Here is a 15,599-nt window from a genome sequence, read left to right as displayed (position 1 = left end):
GCCGTGATCCCCGACGGCGGCGGCGCTGTCAGTGGTCTGGCATAGGCTTCACGCGTGGAGCCCGACCTCTTTACCGCAGCGGCGGAAGACCGCCAGGAGAAGGACCCGTCCAGCAGCCCGCTGGCCGTCCGGATGCGCCCGCGCGTCCTCGACGAGGTCGTCGGCCAGAGTCATCTGCTGAAGCCGGGATCCCCGCTGCGCAGACTGGTGGGGGAGGGCAACGGCGGCCCCGCCGGTCCTTCGTCCGTGATCCTCTGGGGCCCGCCGGGCACGGGCAAGACGACCCTCGCGTATGTCGTCTCCAAGGCGACGAACAAGCGCTTCGTGGAGCTGTCCGCGATCACCGCGGGCGTCAAAGAGGTCAGGGCCGTCATCGACGGGGCGCGCCGCGCCTCCGGTGGCTTCGGCAAGGAGACCGTCCTCTTCCTCGACGAGATCCACCGCTTCAGCAAGGCCCAGCAGGACTCCCTGCTGCCCGCTGTCGAGAACCGCTGGGTCACGCTCATCGCCGCCACCACAGAGAATCCGTACTTCTCGGTGATCTCCCCGCTCCTCTCCCGCTCCCTGCTGCTCACGCTGGAGCGGCTCACCGACGACGATCTGCGCGGACTGCTGCGGCGGGCGCTCGCGGAAGAGCGCGGCCTCGGCGGCGCGGTCACGCTCCCCGATGACGCCGAGGCGCATCTGCTGCGGATCGCGGGCGGCGACGCCCGGCGCGCGCTGACGGCGCTGGAGGCGGCGGCCGGCGCCGCGATCGACAAGAGCGAGAAGGAGATCAGCCTCCGGACCGTGGAAGAGACCGTCGACCGGGCGGCGGTGGCCTACGACCGTGAGGGCGATCAGCACTACGACGTGGCGAGCGCGCTCATCAAGTCCATCCGGGGCTCCGACGTGGACGCGGCGCTGCACTATCTGGCCCGGATGATCGAGGCGGGGGAGGACCCCCGGTTCATCGCCAGACGGCTGATGATCTCGGCGAGCGAGGACATCGGTCTGGCCGATCCGACCGCCCTGCCGATCGCGGTCGCCGCCGCCCAGGCCGTGGCCATGATCGGTTTTCCGGAGGCCGCCCTCACCCTGAGCCATGCCACCATCGCGCTCGCGCTGGCCCCCAAGTCGAACGCGGCCACGACCGCCATCTCCGCCGCCCTGGAGGATGTGAAGAAGGGGCTGGCGGGGCCGGTCCCCGCGCATCTGCGCGACGGCCACTACAAGGGCGCGGCCAAGCTGGGCCATGCCCAGGGCTATATCTATCCGCACGATGTGCCGGGCGGGATCGCGGCCCAGCAGTATCTCCCGGACGAGGTGCGGGGCAGGCGCTACTACGAGCCCACGCGGTACGGCGCGGAGGCGCGCTACGCCGATGTGGTCGACAGGGTGCGCGAGCGGCTGCGCGGGGACGGCGCCTGAGCCGGCTATCCGGCGGCCGCCTCGAAGAGCGTCTGCATCGCGTACCGCAGCTCGTTGACGTTCCGCACCGGGTCGGGGAAGTCGAAGCGGGCGTCGAAGCACCGCACTCCGGTGAAGCGCACTCGTAGCCCGAAGCGGTCGAGCGCGACAGGTACGGCGACGGTCCCGGCGGTGGTTCCGGCGGCGGTCCCGGCCGCCGGGGAGCCCCCGGCCCGCTCGCCGAGCAGCCCGCACAGCGACTGGACCTCCGCGCTGTGGGCGGAGTGCAGATGCTGGAGCAGCTCCGCCTCGTGTTCCACCAGCGGATCGGCCGCGGCCGTCGCGAAGTCCTCAGGCTCCACCGTCTCCGCGCCCCAGAGATCGTCCACACACGCCTCGCCGACCTCCAGACGCAGCGTCATCAGCCCGGGCTCCGCCCCGCCGGGCGCGCGGGTGAGCCAGCCGGAGAGCCAGGCCCGGCCCCGGATACGGTGGGGTACGGACACGGGCGCGACGTCCGTGATCTCCAGCACCGCGGTCAGCTCGTCGTCCTGCGCGTGCGCCGCGGCGCGTACGGCGGGGGAGTCGGCGGGGAACGCGAGGAACACCTCGCCGTCCGGTCCGACGCTCCGGGTGTCGGGCATCAGCTGGTAGGGCTTGGCCCCGTCCAGGCCCGGAATGATCAGTACTGCCGAGCATGTACTCTGTACGAGAGTTCGTGTGCGCTCGGCTGCTGACGGCATCCGATCGATTTCAAGCCCGCTGGGACGCGGCTGACCATGAGCTGATCGGACCTCCGTCGAATCGTCGCTCTGTGCGCCGAGGCTGTCTGTGATGCGCGTGGTGTTCCCAGGGCGAGACATGCGATCTCCTTAAGTAAGGTGAGCCTAACCTAACCTACAACGGAGGTCTGGAGAACGTGCCTAACCAGTCGCGTCCCAAGGTCAAGAAGTCTCGCGCGCTCGGTATCGCGCTGACGCCGAAGGCCGTCAAGTACTTCGAGGCCCGTCCCTACCCGCCGGGCGAGCACGGCCGTGGACGCAAGCAGAACAGTGACTACAAGGTCCGTCTGCTGGAGAAGCAGCGCCTGCGTGCCCAGTACGACATCAGCGAGCGCCAGATGGCCCGCGCCTACGACCGCGCCCGCAAGGCCGAGGGCAAGACCGGCGAGGCCCTGGTCGTCGAGCTGGAGCGCCGCCTCGACGCGCTCGTCCTGCGGTCGGGCATCGCCCGCACCATCTACCAGGCCCGCCAGATGGTCGTGCACGGCCACATCGAGGTCAACGGTGGCAAGGTCGACAAGCCGTCGTTCCGCGTCCGTCCCGACGACGTCGTGATGGTCCGCGAGCGCAGCCGCGACAAGGTCCCCTTCCAGGTCGCGCGCGAGGGTGGCTACGACACGGACGGCGAGACCCCGCGCTACCTGCAGGTCAACCTGAAGGCCCTGGCGTTCCGCCTGGACCGTGACCCGCAGCGCAAGGAGATCCCGGTCATCTGCGACGAGCAGCTGGTCGTCGAGTACTACGCCCGCTGACCCGGACACCACCCGGCTTCAGGCGTCTCGGCCCGCCGCTTCCCCGCCCCGCGCGGTGGGGGAGCCGGCGGGCTTCCGCGTTCTCCGGGCCGGCCTGGAGGCGGCCTCCGGCTGATGCGGCAGCCCGGCGGGGGGCCGGCGCTCGGCGAGTGCACGCTCCACGGCCGCGCCGATCGACAGCCCGAGCCCTTCGCCCTGGTACGCCGCGTACCGCTCCGTACCCAGCGCCTCGCTCGCGCGCCGCTCGCACAGCGCGCGCGGCGCACCGAAGAAACCGGAGCCGAACAGCTTCGGGCCGACCGACTCCCACAGCCGGCTCGCGGCCCCCTGGAGCACGGCGGCCTCCGCCGGATCGCCCTCGCTCGCCGTCACCAGCGCCAACAGCTCGACGGCCAGCACCAGACCCACCAGATCGTTGAAGCCATGGTGGATGGTGATCGACTCCGTGATCAGCGCACGCGCCTCCGCGTGCGCCTCGCGCGTCCAGGCCGCGTAGGCCAGCACATACAGCGCGTACGCCCGGGCCCAGCGCTCGCCGCTGTCCTCGCAGATCTCGCGGACCTCCACGCACAGGGCGACGGCCGTCTCCAGATCGTCCTGGAAGATCAGTGACATGGCCAGCTCCACCTGGCCCATCAGCACATTGCTGTTCAGCTCGCCGAGTTCCCGGTAGGTGTCGAGCGCCGAGCGCAACAGCCGTTCGGCGCGCGGCATGTCATCGGTGAGCAGCGCCTGACAGCCCAGCCGGTGCACGGCATAGGCGCGCGCCAGCGCGTTGCCGGTACGCGCGGCCTCCTCCCGGCACTCGTGCAGGGCGCCCACCGCGGCCGTGCTGTCGCCCTGGAGAACCGCCACATAGCCGAGCACCCACAGGGCCTTGAGCCGTGACTCGTCGTACGGGGTGTCCAGCGCGAGTGCCCGGACCAGCCAGTGCCGCCCCTCGGTCAGCCGGCCGCAGCCCGCCCAGTAGAACCAGAGCGTGCCCGCCAGATGCTGGCCCAGATGGGCTTCTTCGGGACTCTCCAGACACAGTTCGAGCGCCGCGCGCAGATTGGGCAGCGCGCTCTCCGTACCGGCCGCCACATCGGACTGGCGCGGGCTGAACCAGTCGAGCTCGTACCAGGTCGCCAGCCCCATGTACCAGTCGCGGTGCCGGCGGCGCATCCGGTCGGTGTCCTCCAGGGCCTCCAGCCACTCGGCGCCGTACGCCCTGACCGTGTCCAGCATCCGGTAGCGCGTACCCGCCGGGGTCTCCTCGCGGACCACGAGCGACTGCGAGATCAGCTCGGCGAGCACGTCCAGCACCTCTTCGTCCGGCAGCTCCGGTCCGCCGCACACATACTCGGCGGCTTCCAGATCGAACGGTCCGGCGAAGACCGACAGCCGCGCCCACAGCAGCCGTTCGGCCGGGGTGCACACCTCGTGGCTCCAGCCGATCGCGGTCCTGAGCGTCTGATGGCGCGGCGGTGCGCCCCGTCTGCCTTCGGTGAGCACCCGGAAGCGGTCCCCGACGCGGTCGAGGATCTGCTCGACGGAGAGGACATGGAGCCGTCCGGCCGCCAGTTCCAGCGCGAGCGGGATCCCGTCGAGGCGCCGGCACAGCTCGTGTACGGCGGCGGGACGGGCGTCGGCCGGCCGCGGGCCCGGCGACAAGGCGGCGGCCCGTTCCGTGAAGAGCCGGATCGCGTCCGTCTCCTTCATCGGGGCGAGCGAGAACGTGAGCTCACCGTCCACCCTGAGCGGTCGTCTGCCGACGGCGAGCACCCGCAACTGCGGTGCCCTGAGCAGCAGTTCCCGGACGAGTGTGGCGCAGGCGTCGACCAGCTGCTCGAACCCGTCGATGACCAGCAGCAGTTGACGGGTGGCGAGATGACCGGCGAGCACCCGGCGCGTGGGCCTGCTGCTGTGGTCCGTCAGCCCGAGCGCCTCCACCAGCGCGTGTTCGAGCAGTTCGGGGTCGCGGAGCGCGGAGAGCTCGACGAGCCAAATGCCGTCGCAGTAGCGTTTCTTCAGAGCGTCCGCCGCTTTCAGCGCCAGCCGGGTCTTGCCGACTCCACCGACCCCCACCACCGTGACCAGCCGGGATTCCCCGAGATGCCGCGTCAGGGCGGCCAGCTCGTCGGCGCGCCCCACGAAGCGGTTCAGCTCGGCGGGCAGATTGCCCGGAGCCGGTGCGGGCACGGCCGACGGAGGGCCGGAGCGAAAGGGGCGTCGCATGGGACACGCAGAGTACTCAACCGGCCGCACTCCGTACAATCTTTCTCGCCGAACGCCATCCGGGGCATCGCTAATGCGGTACGGGACGCGACCCCCGGCGCGATAGGGTCGGAGGACGACTTTCCAGTCGCCTTCCAGATGACCTTCGACGATCAGGGAGCGGTGCGGCGTGACCGGTGGAGAGGTTGCCGGGATCCTGGTGGCCGTGTTCTGGGCCATTCTGGTCTCCTTCCTGGCCGTGGTGCTGGTGAGGCTGGCCCAGACGCTCAAGGCGACCACCAGGCTGGTGGCGGAGGTGACCGAACAGGCCGTGCCGCTGCTGGCGGACGCGTCGGCGACGGTCCGTTCCGCGCAGACCCAGCTCGACCGGGTCGACGCGATCGCGACGGACGTCCAGGAAGTCACCTCCAACGCGTCGGCGCTCTCCACGACGGTCGCCTCGACCTTCGGCGGACCGCTGGTCAAGGTCGCGGCATTCGGCTACGGCGTACGTCAGGCGCTCGGGCGCCGAGCGGCACCGGGCACCGGCACGGCGCCCGAGCCGGCCGTCCGGCGCACGGTCATCGCCGGGCGCACGCTGCCGTCCGCCCGGCGCAGGAAGAAGAAGGGCTGACGCAGCGATGTTCCGCCGTACGTTCTGGTTCACCGCCGGCGCGGCAGCCGGCGTCTGGGCCACCACCAAGGTCCACCGCAAGCTCAAGCAGCTGACCCCGGAGAGCCTTGCCGCCCAGGCCGCGAACAAGGCGATCGACGCCGGGCACAAAGTCAGGGAATTCGCTGTTGACGTCAGGGCGGGAATGGTGCGCCGCGAGGCGGAGCTGGGCGAGGCGCTCGGCCTCGAAGCCCCCCTCGACCCCGCACTCCCCGCGCCCCGGCGGCTCGCCGCCATTCAGAACCACCACCCGCGTCACTACGACTCGCACAACCGGAATGAGGACCACTGATGGAGTCGGCTGAAATTCGTCGCCGCTGGCTGAGCTTCTTCGAGGAGCGCGGTCACACCGTCGTCCCTTCGGCGTCGCTCATCGCGGACGACCCGACTCTGCTGCTGGTCCCGGCGGGCATGGTGCCCTTCAAGCCGTACTTCCTCGGCGAGGTCAAGCCGCCCGCCCCGCGCGCCACCAGCGTGCAGAAGTGTGTGCGCACGCCGGACATCGAAGAGGTCGGCAAGACCACCCGGCACGGCACGTTCTTCCAGATGTGCGGCAACTTCTCCTTCGGCGACTACTTCAAGGAAGGCGCGATCACCTACGCCTGGGAGCTGCTCACCAGCTCCCTGGCGGACGGCGGTTACGGGCTCGACCCGGAGCGCCTGTGGATCACCGTCTACCTCGACGACGACGAGGCCGAGCAGATCTGGCGCGAGAAGATCGGCGTACCGGCCGAGCGCATCCAGCGGCTGGGCAAGAAGGACAACTACTGGTCCATGGGCGTACCGGGCCCCTGCGGCCCCTGCTCGGAGATCAACTACGACCGCGGCCCCGAATTCGGGATCGAGGGCGGGCCCGCCGTCAACGACGAGCGCTACGTGGAGATCTGGAACCTGGTCTTCATGGAGTTCGAGCGCGGCGAGGGGACCGGCAAGGAGGACTTCGAGATCCTCGGTGAGCTGCCGTCCAAGAACATCGACACCGGTCTCGGCCTCGAACGTCTCGCCATGATCCTCCAGGGCGTACAGAACATGTACGAGACCGACACCCTGCGCGTCGTCATGGACAAGGCCACCGAGCTGACCGGGGTGCGCTACGGCGCCGACCACGGCTCGGACGTCTCCCTGCGTGTGGTGGCCGACCACATCCGTACGTCCGCCATGCTCATCGGCGACGGTGTCACCCCCGGCAACGAGGGCCGCGGCTATGTGCTGCGCCGCATCATGCGCCGCGCCATCCGCAATATGCGCCTCCTCGGCGCCACCGAACCGGTCGTCGCCGATCTGATCGACGTGGTCATCAAGACCATGGGCGAGCAGTACCCGGAGCTGGAGACCGACCGCAAGCGCATCGAGACCGTGGCCCTCGCCGAGGAGGCCGCCTTCCTCAAGGCCCTCAAGGGCGGCACGAACATCCTCGACACCGCCGTCACCGAGACCAAGTCCGCCGGCGGCCGGGTTCTCTCCGGCGACAAGGCGTTCCTGCTCCACGACACCTGGGGCTTCCCGATCGACCTCACCCTGGAGATGGCCGCCGAACAGGGCCTCTCCGTGGACGAGGACGGCTTCCGGCGGCTCATGAAGGAGCAGCGGGAGCGGGCCAAGGCCGACGCCAAGGCCAAGAAGTCCGGCCACGCCGATCTCTCCGCCTACCGTGCCGTCGCCGACAACAGCGGCTCCACCGAGTTCACCGGCTACACCTCCACCGCGGGCGAGTCGACCATCGTCGGCCTGCTCGTCGACGGTGTGCCGTCGCCCGCCGCCAGCGAGGGCGACGAGGTCGAGATCGTCCTCGACCGCACTCCCTTCTATGCCGAGGGCGGCGGCCAGCTCGCCGACCAGGGCCGGATCAAGCTCGACACCGGCGCCGTCGTCCAGGTCCGCGATGTCCAGCAGCCGGTCCCCGGTGTCTCCGTGCACAAGGGTTCCGTGCAGGTCGGCGAGGTGACAGTGGGCTCCTCCGCCTACGCCGCCATCGACACCAACCGCCGCCGTGCCATCGCCCGCGCCCACAGCGCCACGCACCTCACGCACCAGGCGCTGCGTGACGCCCTCGGCCCGACGGCCGCCCAGGCCGGCTCGGAGAACTCGCCGGGCCGCTTCCGCTTCGACTTCGGCTCGCCCGCCGCCGTACCCGGCACGGTCCTGCTCGATGTCGAGCAGAAGATCAATGAGGTCCTGGCCCGCGAGCTGGATGTGCAGGCCGAGGTCATGTCGATCGACGAGGCCAAGAAGCAGGGCGCCATCGCCGAGTTCGGCGAGAAGTACGGCGAGCGCGTCCGTGTCGTCACCATCGGCGACTTCTCCAAGGAGCTGTGCGGCGGTACGCATGTCCACAACACCGCCCAGCTCGGTCTGGTGAAGCTGCTCGGCGAGTCGTCGATCGGCTCCGGGGTACGGCGTATCGAGGCCCTGGTCGGTGTGGACGCCTACAACTTCCTCGCCAAGGAACACACCGTCGTCGCCCAGCTCCAGGAGCTGGTCAAGGGCCGTTCCGAGGAACTGCCCGAGAAGATCTCCGGCATGCTGGCCAAGCTGAAGGACGCCGAGAAGGAGATCGAGAAGTTCCGCGCGGAGAAGGTGCTCGCCGCCGCCGCCGGACTCGCCGAGAGCGCCAAGGATGTCCGGGGCACGGCGCTGGTCACCGGGCAGGTCCCGGACGGCACCTCGGCCGACGATCTGCGCAAGCTGGTCCTCGATGTCCGGGGCCGTATCCAGGGCGACCGGCCGGTCGTCGTGGCGCTGTTCACCACGGCCAACGGGCGCCCGCTGACGGTCATCGCCACCAATGAGGCCGCCCGGGGACGCGGTCTCAAGGCCGGTGACCTGGTCCGTACCGCCGCCAAGACCCTGGGCGGCGGCGGTGGCGGCAAGCCGGACGTCGCCCAGGGCGGCGGCCAGAACCCGGACGCCATCGGGGACGCCGTCGCCGCCGTGGAACGCCTCGTCGCCGAGACGGCCTGACGCCGTATGCGACGCGGACGCCGGCTCGCGATCGATGTCGGGGACGCCCGGATCGGGGTCGCCTCGTGCGACCCCGACGGGATCCTCGCCACACCGGTGGAGACCGTGCCGGGACGCGATGTCCCGGCCGCCCACCGGCGGCTGCGTCAGATCGTCGAGGAGTACGAACCGATCGAGGTGCTGATCGGGCTCCCGCGCTCCCTCAGCGGGGGCGAGGGACCGGCCGCGGTAAAGGTACGTACGTTCGCCGAGGAGGTGGCGCGGTCCATCGCGCCACTGCCCGTACGACTGGTCGATGAGCGGATGAGCACAGTGACGGCCAGTCAGGGCTTGCGCGCCTCGGGCGTGAAGGCGAAGAAGGGCCGGTCCGTGATCGACCAAATGGCGGCGGTCGTCATTCTCCAGAGCGCGCTTGAGGCCGAACGGGTATCAGGTAATCCTCCCGGCGAGGGCGTCGAAGTGGTCATCTGATCGCGATACGGTAACGTTCCGCGCGATGCGCCAGTGTTCGAACAGCCGGCGCACAGCAAAGAGGCGAAACGGACGCGGTGCCACGGCGCACCGCGATCATCGTCTCGCGGCTCTAGGGGATCGATGACTGACTATGGCCGGGGCTCCGGCTCCGAACCGTGGCACCCAGGGGACCCGTTGTACGGGGACCAGGGGTGGGCGGCACAGCAGGCCACCGACGGCAGCGCTCCCTATGCCGGGCAGCCTCAGCAGCAGTACGCGCAGCAGCCGCACCCGCAGGGGCAGGCACCGTACGGGGCTGGTCAGGACCCGTACCAGCAGCAGTACCACCCGCAGCGAGGTGGGCAGCCGCACTACGAGGGGCACCAGCCGCAGTACGACGGGCAGCAGTACCACAACCCCCAGTACGGCGAGCCGCAGCAGTCCCACCAGGCCCAGCAGTACGGCGATCAGCAGCAGCACCCCCATCACCAGCAGCATGCCCAGCAGCAACAACAGCATGCTCAGCAGGCGCAGCACCATGCCCAGCAGGCGCGCCAGTCCCATCAGCAGCATCCGCAGCCTCAGTACAACGACCCTCAGTACAACGGCAGTTGGGACAACGGCCAGCAGGCCACCATGCCGTACGGCGGACAGCCCGGTACGTCCTACGACTCCCAGCAGCCCGCCGGCTACGGCGACAACCAGGATTACTACGCCACCTCCGACGCGTATCCCCCTCCACAGCCCCCCGCTCAGCGGCGGGCCGAACCGGAGCCCGCGCCCGATCAGGGTGACGGCTGGGAGGACGAGCAGCAGAAGGAGACCCACCCCTTCTTCACCGGTGATGGCGGTGGGGACGACGGCGACGCCGAACCGGGCGATGGCCGCCGGGGCGGCGGCAGAGACCGTCGCGGCAAGACGAAGAAGAAGGGCCGCAACGGCGTCGCGTGCGTTGTCGTGGCCGCGGTGCTGGTCGGCGGCGTCGGTGGCGCGGGCTATGTCGGCTATCAGTACTGGCAGACGAAATTCGGCCCCCCGCCGGATTTCGTCGGCACCGGATCCGGCTCGGTGGAAGTGGAGATCCCGCAGGGTGCGGGCGGTTATGAGATCGCCGCGCTGCTGGTGAAGAAGGGCGTGGTGAAGAGCCAGCGCGCCTTTGTCTCCGCGCAGCAGGCGAATCCCAAGGGAAATACCATTCAGGCGGGCGTCTACCGGCTCAACAAGAAAATGTCCGCGGCGAACGCGGTGAAGACCATGCTGAGCCCGAGCAGCCGCAACGCGCTGGTCATTCCCGAGGGCAAGCGCAATGTCTGGGTCTACGAGGAGATCGACAAGCGGCTCGAACTCAAGAAGGGCGAGACCGCCGCAGTCGCCAAGGCGGAGGCGAAGAACCTCGGTCTGCCGAAGTGGGCGAACGACAACAACGAGGTCAAGGACCCGCTGGAGGGTTTCCTCTTCCCCGCGAGCTATCCGGTCGCCAAGGGGATGACGCCCGAGGCCGTCCTCAAGAAGATGGTCGCCCGCGCCAATGCCGAATACGGCAAGCAGGACCTCGCGGCCGAGGCCGAGAAGCTCGGACTGAAATCGCCGCTCCAGCTGATCACGGTCGCGAGCCTCGTCCAGGCGGAAGGCAAGTACAAGCACGACTTCGACAAGGTCGCGCGCGTCGTCTACAACCGCCTCCAGCCGGAGAACACGGAAACCGTCGGACGTCTTGAGTTCGACTCCACGGTCAACTACATCAAGAGCCAGAGCAGACTGGATCTCGGTGCGGTCGACGATCTCCGGAAGATCAAGGATCCGTACAACACGTACGACATCAAGGGGCTGCCCCCGGGTCCGATCGGAAATCCGGGCGCCGACGCGCTGAATTCGTCGATCGAGCCGGCGGACGGTCCCTGGTACTACTTCGTCTCGGTGACCTCGGACAAGACGCTCTTCGCCGTCACCAATGAGGAGCACGAGGAGAACCGCCAGCAGTACGAGAAGGAAAACAAGAAACCGTGACCAGAAGCCGGCGGGCGGCGGTCCTCGGATCGCCCATCGCCCACTCCCTGTCGCCGGTGCTGCACCGCGCCGCGTACGACGCGCTGGGCCTCGACACCTGGTCGTACGACCGGTTCGAGGTCGGAGAGGTCGGGCTCCCCGGCTTCTTCGAGACGCTGCGGGCCGATACGTCCTGGGCCGGTCTCTCGCTGACCATGCCGCTCAAGCGGGCCGTCATCCCGCTGCTGGACGAGATCACCGACACCGCCGCGTCGGTGGAGGCGGTCAACACCGTCGTCTTCGGCGACGACGGCCGGCGTACCGGCGACAACACCGATATCCCCGGCATGATCGCCGCGCTGCGTGAGCGTGGCGTCGAGAAGGTGGAGTCCGCGGCGATCCTCGGCGCGGGCGCGACCGCCTCGTCCGCCGTCGCGGCGCTCTCCCTGATCTGTACGGGCCCGGTCACCGCGTACGTACGCAGTGAGACCCGCGCGGCCGAGATGCGCGGCTGGGCCGAGCGGCTCGACGTCGATGTCCGGATCGCCGACTGGGCGGAGGCCGACCGGGCTCTGCGCGCGCCTCTCGTGATCGCCACCACCCCGGCCGGTGCCACCGACGAGCTGACCGCCGCCGTCCCCGCAGCGGCCGGAACGCTCTTCGACGTGCTGTACGAGCCCTGGCCGACACCGCTCGCGGCCGCCTGGGAGAAGCACGACGGGGCGGTCATCGGCGGGCTCGATCTGCTGGTGCACCAGGCGGTGCTCCAGGTGGAACTGATGACGGGCCGCTCGCCGGGGCCGCTCGGGGCCATGCGGGCGGCGGGAAACGCCGCGCTCGGCGGGAACGGGGACGCCGCCGGCTCGTCCCCGTCCGCGTCCCCGTCCTCTTCCTGAGGAGCGGGCGCCCCGCCCGGCAGGCCCCTCTCCGCGCGTCTTTGTTCGCGTCTTTGTCCGCGTATCGGACCGCGTCGTCGGTCGGCCTCCCTGCCGTGGGAGGATCGGACAAGGCGGGCCAGGGCCGCGCACCCGGTCGTGCCGCTGCAGTTCCGGGCGCGAGTATGAGGAGCACCGTTGAGCAGGTTGCGCTGGCTGACCGCGGGGGAGTCCCACGGCCCCGCACTCGTGGCGACGCTGGAGGGACTTCCCGCCGGTGTGCCCATCACCACGGAGATGGTGGCGGACCACCTGGCCCGGCGGCGCCTCGGCTATGGGCGCGGTGCCCGGATGAAGTTCGAGCGCGACGAGGTCACCTTCCTCGGCGGTGTACGGCACGGTCTGACCATGGGATCACCCGTCGCGATCATGGTGGGCAACACCGAGTGGCCCAAGTGGGAACAGGTCATGGCGGCCGATCCGGTCGACCCCGAGGTGCTGGCCGGACTGGCCCGTAACGAGCCGCTGACCAGGCCCCGGCCCGGCCACGCCGATCTCGCCGGGATGCAGAAGTACGGTTTCGACGAGGCCCGTCCCGTCCTGGAGCGGGCGAGCGCGCGGGAGACCGCCGCGCGGGTCGCGCTCGGCGCGGTGGCGCGTTCGTATCTGAAGGAGACGGCCGGGATCGAGATCGTGTCCCATGTCGTCGAGCTGGCCGCGGCCAAGGCTCCGTACGGGGTGTACCCGGTCCCCTCGGATGTGGCGAAGCTGGACGCGGATCCGGTGCGCTGTCTGGACGCGGACGCGAGCGAGGCGATGGTCGCGGAGATCGACCAGGCACACAAGGACGGCGACACCCTCGGCGGGGTGGTCGAGGTGCTGGCGTACGGAGTGCCCGTCGGCCTCGGCTCGCATGTGCACTGGGACCGCAGGCTCGACGCGCGCCTCGCCGCCGCCCTGATGGGCATTCAGGCGATCAAGGGCGTCGAGATCGGCGACGGCTTCGGACTGGCACGGGTGCCGGGATCGCAGGCGCATGACGAGATCGTGGCGACCGACGACGGCATCAGGCGCGCGTCCGGCCGCTCCGGCGGCACCGAGGGCGGGCTGACGACCGGTGAACTGCTGCGGGTACGGGCCGCGATGAAGCCCATCGCGACCGTGCCCCGCGCGCTGGCCACCGTCGACGTGGTCACCGGTGAGGCCACGAAGGCGCACCACCAGCGCTCCGACGTGTGTGCCGTGCCGGCCGCCGGCATCGTCGCCGAGGCCATGGTCGCGCTGACCCTCGCGGACGCGGTCGCCGAGAAGTTCGGCGGCGACAGCGTGCCCGAGACACGGCGCAATGTCCGTTCGTACCTCGACAACCTCCGGATCCGATGAGCGGGCCGGATCCGGTGAGGAAGGCGGCTTCGGTGAAGGGGGCGGATCGGGTGAGCGCACCGGTCATCGTGCTGGTCGGGCCGATGGGGGTCGGCAAGTCCACCGTCGGTGAGCTGCTCGCCGAGCGTCTAGGCACCGGCTTCCGCGACAGCGACGCCGATATCGTCGCGGGCCAGGGGCGGTCGATCGCGGACATCTTCGTGGACGAGGGCGAGCCGCGCTTCCGTGAGCTGGAGCACGAGGCGGTGGGGCGGGCGATCGCCGAGCACCGGGGCGTACTGGCCCTCGGCGGCGGCGCGGTCCTCGACGCCGCCACGCGGGAACTGCTCGCCGGGCTCCCCGTCGTCTATCTGTCGATGGAGGTCGGCGAGGCCGTCAAGCGGGTCGGGCTGAACGTCGCCCGCCCGCTGCTGGCCGTCAACCCCCGCCAGCAGTGGAAGACGCTGATGGAGGCCCGCCGCCATCACTACACGGATGTGGCCCGGGTGGTGGTCCCGACCGACGACCGCACCCCCGAAGAGGTCGCCGAGGCCGTCCTCGACGCGCTGGAGCTCAAGCACCTCCCGGCAGAAGAACCCCGGACCCCCGGCAAGGAGAACCCCGCATGACGGACCAGACAGTCACCCGTATCCAGGTCGGCGGCACCGCCGGACACGACCCGTACGAGGTGCTGGTCGGCCGGCAGCTGCTGGGGGAGCTGCCCGCGCTCATCGGCCCGAAGGCCAAGCGGGTCGCGGTCGTGCACCCGGAGGCGCTGGAGGGTACGGGCGAGGCGCTGCGCCAGGATCTCGCGGACCAGGGGTACGAGGCCGTCGCGATCCAGGTGCCCAACGCCGAGGAGGCCAAGACCGTCGAGGTCGCGGCGTACTGCTGGAAGGCGCTCGGACAGACCGGCTTCACCCGTACCGATGTGATCATCGGTGTCGGCGGTGGGGCCACCACCGATCTGGCCGGGTTCGTCGCCGCGACCTGGCTGCGCGGGGTGCGCTGGATCGCCGTACCGACGACGGTGCTCGCCATGGTCGACGCGGCGGTGGGCGGCAAGACCGGTATCAACACCGCCGAGGGCAAGAACCTCGTCGGCGCCTTCCACCCGCCCGCCGGGGTGCTCTGCGACCTCGCCGCGCTGGACTCGCTGGGCGTCCACGACTACGTCAGCGGCATGGCCGAGGTCATCAAGGCGGGTTTCATCGCGGACCCGGCCATCCTCGATCTCGTCGAGTCCGACCCCGAGGGCGCGCGTACGCCCTCCGGCCCGCACACCGCCGAGCTGATCGAGCGCTCGATCCGGGTGAAGGCCGAGGTCGTCTCCAACGACCTCAAGGAATCCGGGCTGCGCGAGATCCTGAACTACGGCCACACCCTCGCCCACGCGATCGAGAAGAACGAACGCTACAAGTGGCGGCACGGCGCCGCCGTCTCCGTCGGCATGGTCTTCGCCGCGGAGCTGGGCCGGCTCGCCGGCCGGCTGGACGACGCGACCGCGGACCGGCACCGCTCCGTACTGGAGTCGGTCGGGCTGCCGCTGACCTACCGCGGTGACCAGTGGCCCAAGCTGCTGGAGACGATGAGGGTCGACAAGAAGTCCCGGGGCGATCTGCTGCGCTTCATCGTGCTGGACGGGCTCGCCAAGCCGACCGTCCTGGAGGGCCCCGACCCGGCGGTGCTGCTCGCCGCGTACGGGGAGGTGTCGGCGTGAGCCGACGGGTCCTGGTACTCAACGGCCCCAACCTCGGCCGTCTGGGCTCGCGCGAGCCCGATGTCTACGGCGCGACCTCGTACGCGGGTCTGGTGGACGCCTGCCGTGAGCTCGGCAAGGAGCTCGGCTTCGAGGTCGACGTCCGTGAGACGAACGACGAGGGGGAGATGATCCGCTGGCTGCACGAGGCCGCGGACGGTTCAATTCCGGTCGTTCTCAACCCCGGCGCGTTCACCCACTACTCGTACGGAATGCGGGACGCGGCAGCTCAGCGCACCGCGCCGCTCATCGAGGTGCATATCTCGAATCCGTACGCACGGGAGGAATTCCGCCACACGTCGGTGGTCGCGGCCGTCGCCAGCGGTACGGTCGCGGGCTTCGGCATCGGCTCGTACCGGCTCGCCCTTCGGGCCCTGGCGGAGGAAGTGTCCGGCTGACGGGGCACTGTTG

At 70.2% G+C, this 15,599-nt stretch carries 14 protein-coding genes; 12 read left to right on the top strand and 2 right to left on the bottom strand.

The genetic code is table 11. The annotated features are described in order from the left end of the window. Positions 1-54: 54 nt before the first annotated feature. Positions 55-1,410, top strand: coding sequence for a replication-associated recombination protein A (locus M1203_RS19505; protein WP_249951037.1), 1,356 nt, complete (start codon positions 55-57; stop codon positions 1,408-1,410). A 5-nt stretch (positions 1,411-1,415) separates the two neighbouring features. On the opposite strand, the gene M1203_RS19500 is transcribed toward M1203_RS19505, so the two are convergent. Then, entirely contained in the window at positions 1,416-2,132 is a 717-nt protein-coding gene (locus M1203_RS19500) for a DUF2470 domain-containing protein (RefSeq protein WP_249951036.1), read from the bottom strand. A 176-nt stretch (positions 2,133-2,308) separates the two neighbouring features. On the opposite strand from M1203_RS19500, the gene rpsD reads away from it, so the two are divergent. Further along, positions 2,309-2,923 carry a 30S ribosomal protein S4 gene (gene rpsD / locus M1203_RS19495; protein WP_249951035.1) on the top strand — a complete coding sequence of 205 codons (615 nt, stop codon included), beginning with the start codon at positions 2,309-2,311 and terminating at the stop codon, positions 2,921-2,923. 18 nt (positions 2,924-2,941) lie between these two features. On the opposite strand, the gene M1203_RS19490 is transcribed toward rpsD, so the two are convergent. Beyond that, entirely contained in the window at positions 2,942-5,140 is a 2,199-nt protein-coding gene (locus tag M1203_RS19490) for an AAA family ATPase (RefSeq protein ID WP_249951034.1), read from the bottom strand. A gap of 169 nt (positions 5,141-5,309) precedes the next feature. On the opposite strand from M1203_RS19490, the gene M1203_RS19485 reads away from it, so the two are divergent. The 10 genes from M1203_RS19485 to aroQ all read left to right on the top strand — a co-directional run bounded on the left by M1203_RS19485 (position 5,310) and on the right by aroQ (position 15,586). Further along, positions 5,310-5,753, top strand: a complete 444-nt coding sequence (locus M1203_RS19485; protein ID WP_249951033.1) for a DUF948 domain-containing protein — start codon at positions 5,310-5,312, stop codon at positions 5,751-5,753. 7 nt (positions 5,754-5,760) lie between these two features. Further along, on the top strand, positions 5,761-6,084 hold the full coding sequence (locus M1203_RS19480) for a DUF6167 family protein (RefSeq protein WP_249951032.1): 324 nt from the start codon (positions 5,761-5,763) through the stop codon (positions 6,082-6,084). After that, positions 6,084-8,753 carry an alanine--tRNA ligase gene (gene alaS / locus M1203_RS19475; protein ID WP_249951031.1) on the top strand — a complete coding sequence of 890 codons (2,670 nt, stop codon included), beginning with the start codon at positions 6,084-6,086 and terminating at the stop codon, positions 8,751-8,753. The genes M1203_RS19480 and alaS overlap by 1 nt, the downstream gene beginning before the upstream one ends. A gap of 6 nt (positions 8,754-8,759) precedes the next feature. Continuing rightward, positions 8,760-9,224, top strand: coding sequence for a Holliday junction resolvase RuvX (gene ruvX / locus M1203_RS19470; RefSeq protein ID WP_249951030.1), 465 nt, complete (start codon positions 8,760-8,762; stop codon positions 9,222-9,224). A gap of 123 nt (positions 9,225-9,347) precedes the next feature. Continuing rightward, positions 9,348-11,213, top strand: a complete 1,866-nt coding sequence (mltG, locus tag M1203_RS19465) for an endolytic transglycosylase MltG (RefSeq protein WP_249951029.1) — start codon at positions 9,348-9,350, stop codon at positions 11,211-11,213. After that, the gene (locus tag M1203_RS19460; protein ID WP_249951028.1) at positions 11,210-12,088 is read left to right on the top strand and encodes a shikimate dehydrogenase; all 879 of its coding nucleotides are present in this window, start codon (positions 11,210-11,212) and stop codon (positions 12,086-12,088) included. The genes mltG and M1203_RS19460 overlap by 4 nt, the downstream gene beginning before the upstream one ends. A 177-nt stretch (positions 12,089-12,265) precedes the next feature. Continuing rightward, complete coding sequence (gene aroC / locus M1203_RS19455; protein ID WP_249951027.1) at positions 12,266-13,450, top strand: chorismate synthase; 1,185 nt, start codon at positions 12,266-12,268, stop codon at positions 13,448-13,450. Positions 13,451-13,500: 50 nt separating this feature from the next. Continuing rightward, positions 13,501-14,058 (top strand): shikimate kinase, encoded by a 558-nt coding sequence (locus tag M1203_RS19450; protein ID WP_249951026.1) that lies wholly within the window; start codon positions 13,501-13,503, stop codon positions 14,056-14,058. Beyond that, positions 14,055-15,149 (top strand): 3-dehydroquinate synthase, encoded by a 1,095-nt coding sequence (gene aroB, locus M1203_RS19445; RefSeq protein WP_249951025.1) that lies wholly within the window; start codon positions 14,055-14,057, stop codon positions 15,147-15,149. The genes M1203_RS19450 and aroB overlap by 4 nt, the downstream gene beginning before the upstream one ends. Next, on the top strand, positions 15,146-15,586 hold the full coding sequence (aroQ, locus tag M1203_RS19440) for a type II 3-dehydroquinate dehydratase (RefSeq protein ID WP_249951024.1): 441 nt from the start codon (positions 15,146-15,148) through the stop codon (positions 15,584-15,586). The genes aroB and aroQ overlap by 4 nt, the downstream gene beginning before the upstream one ends. Positions 15,587-15,599: the final 13 nt, after the last annotated feature.

The organism is Streptomyces sp. 35G-GA-8, from assembly GCF_023534745.1.
Lineage (GTDB): Bacteria > Actinomycetota > Actinomycetes > Streptomycetales > Streptomycetaceae > Streptomyces.
This window is presented reverse-complemented; position numbering and strand designations above follow the sequence as displayed.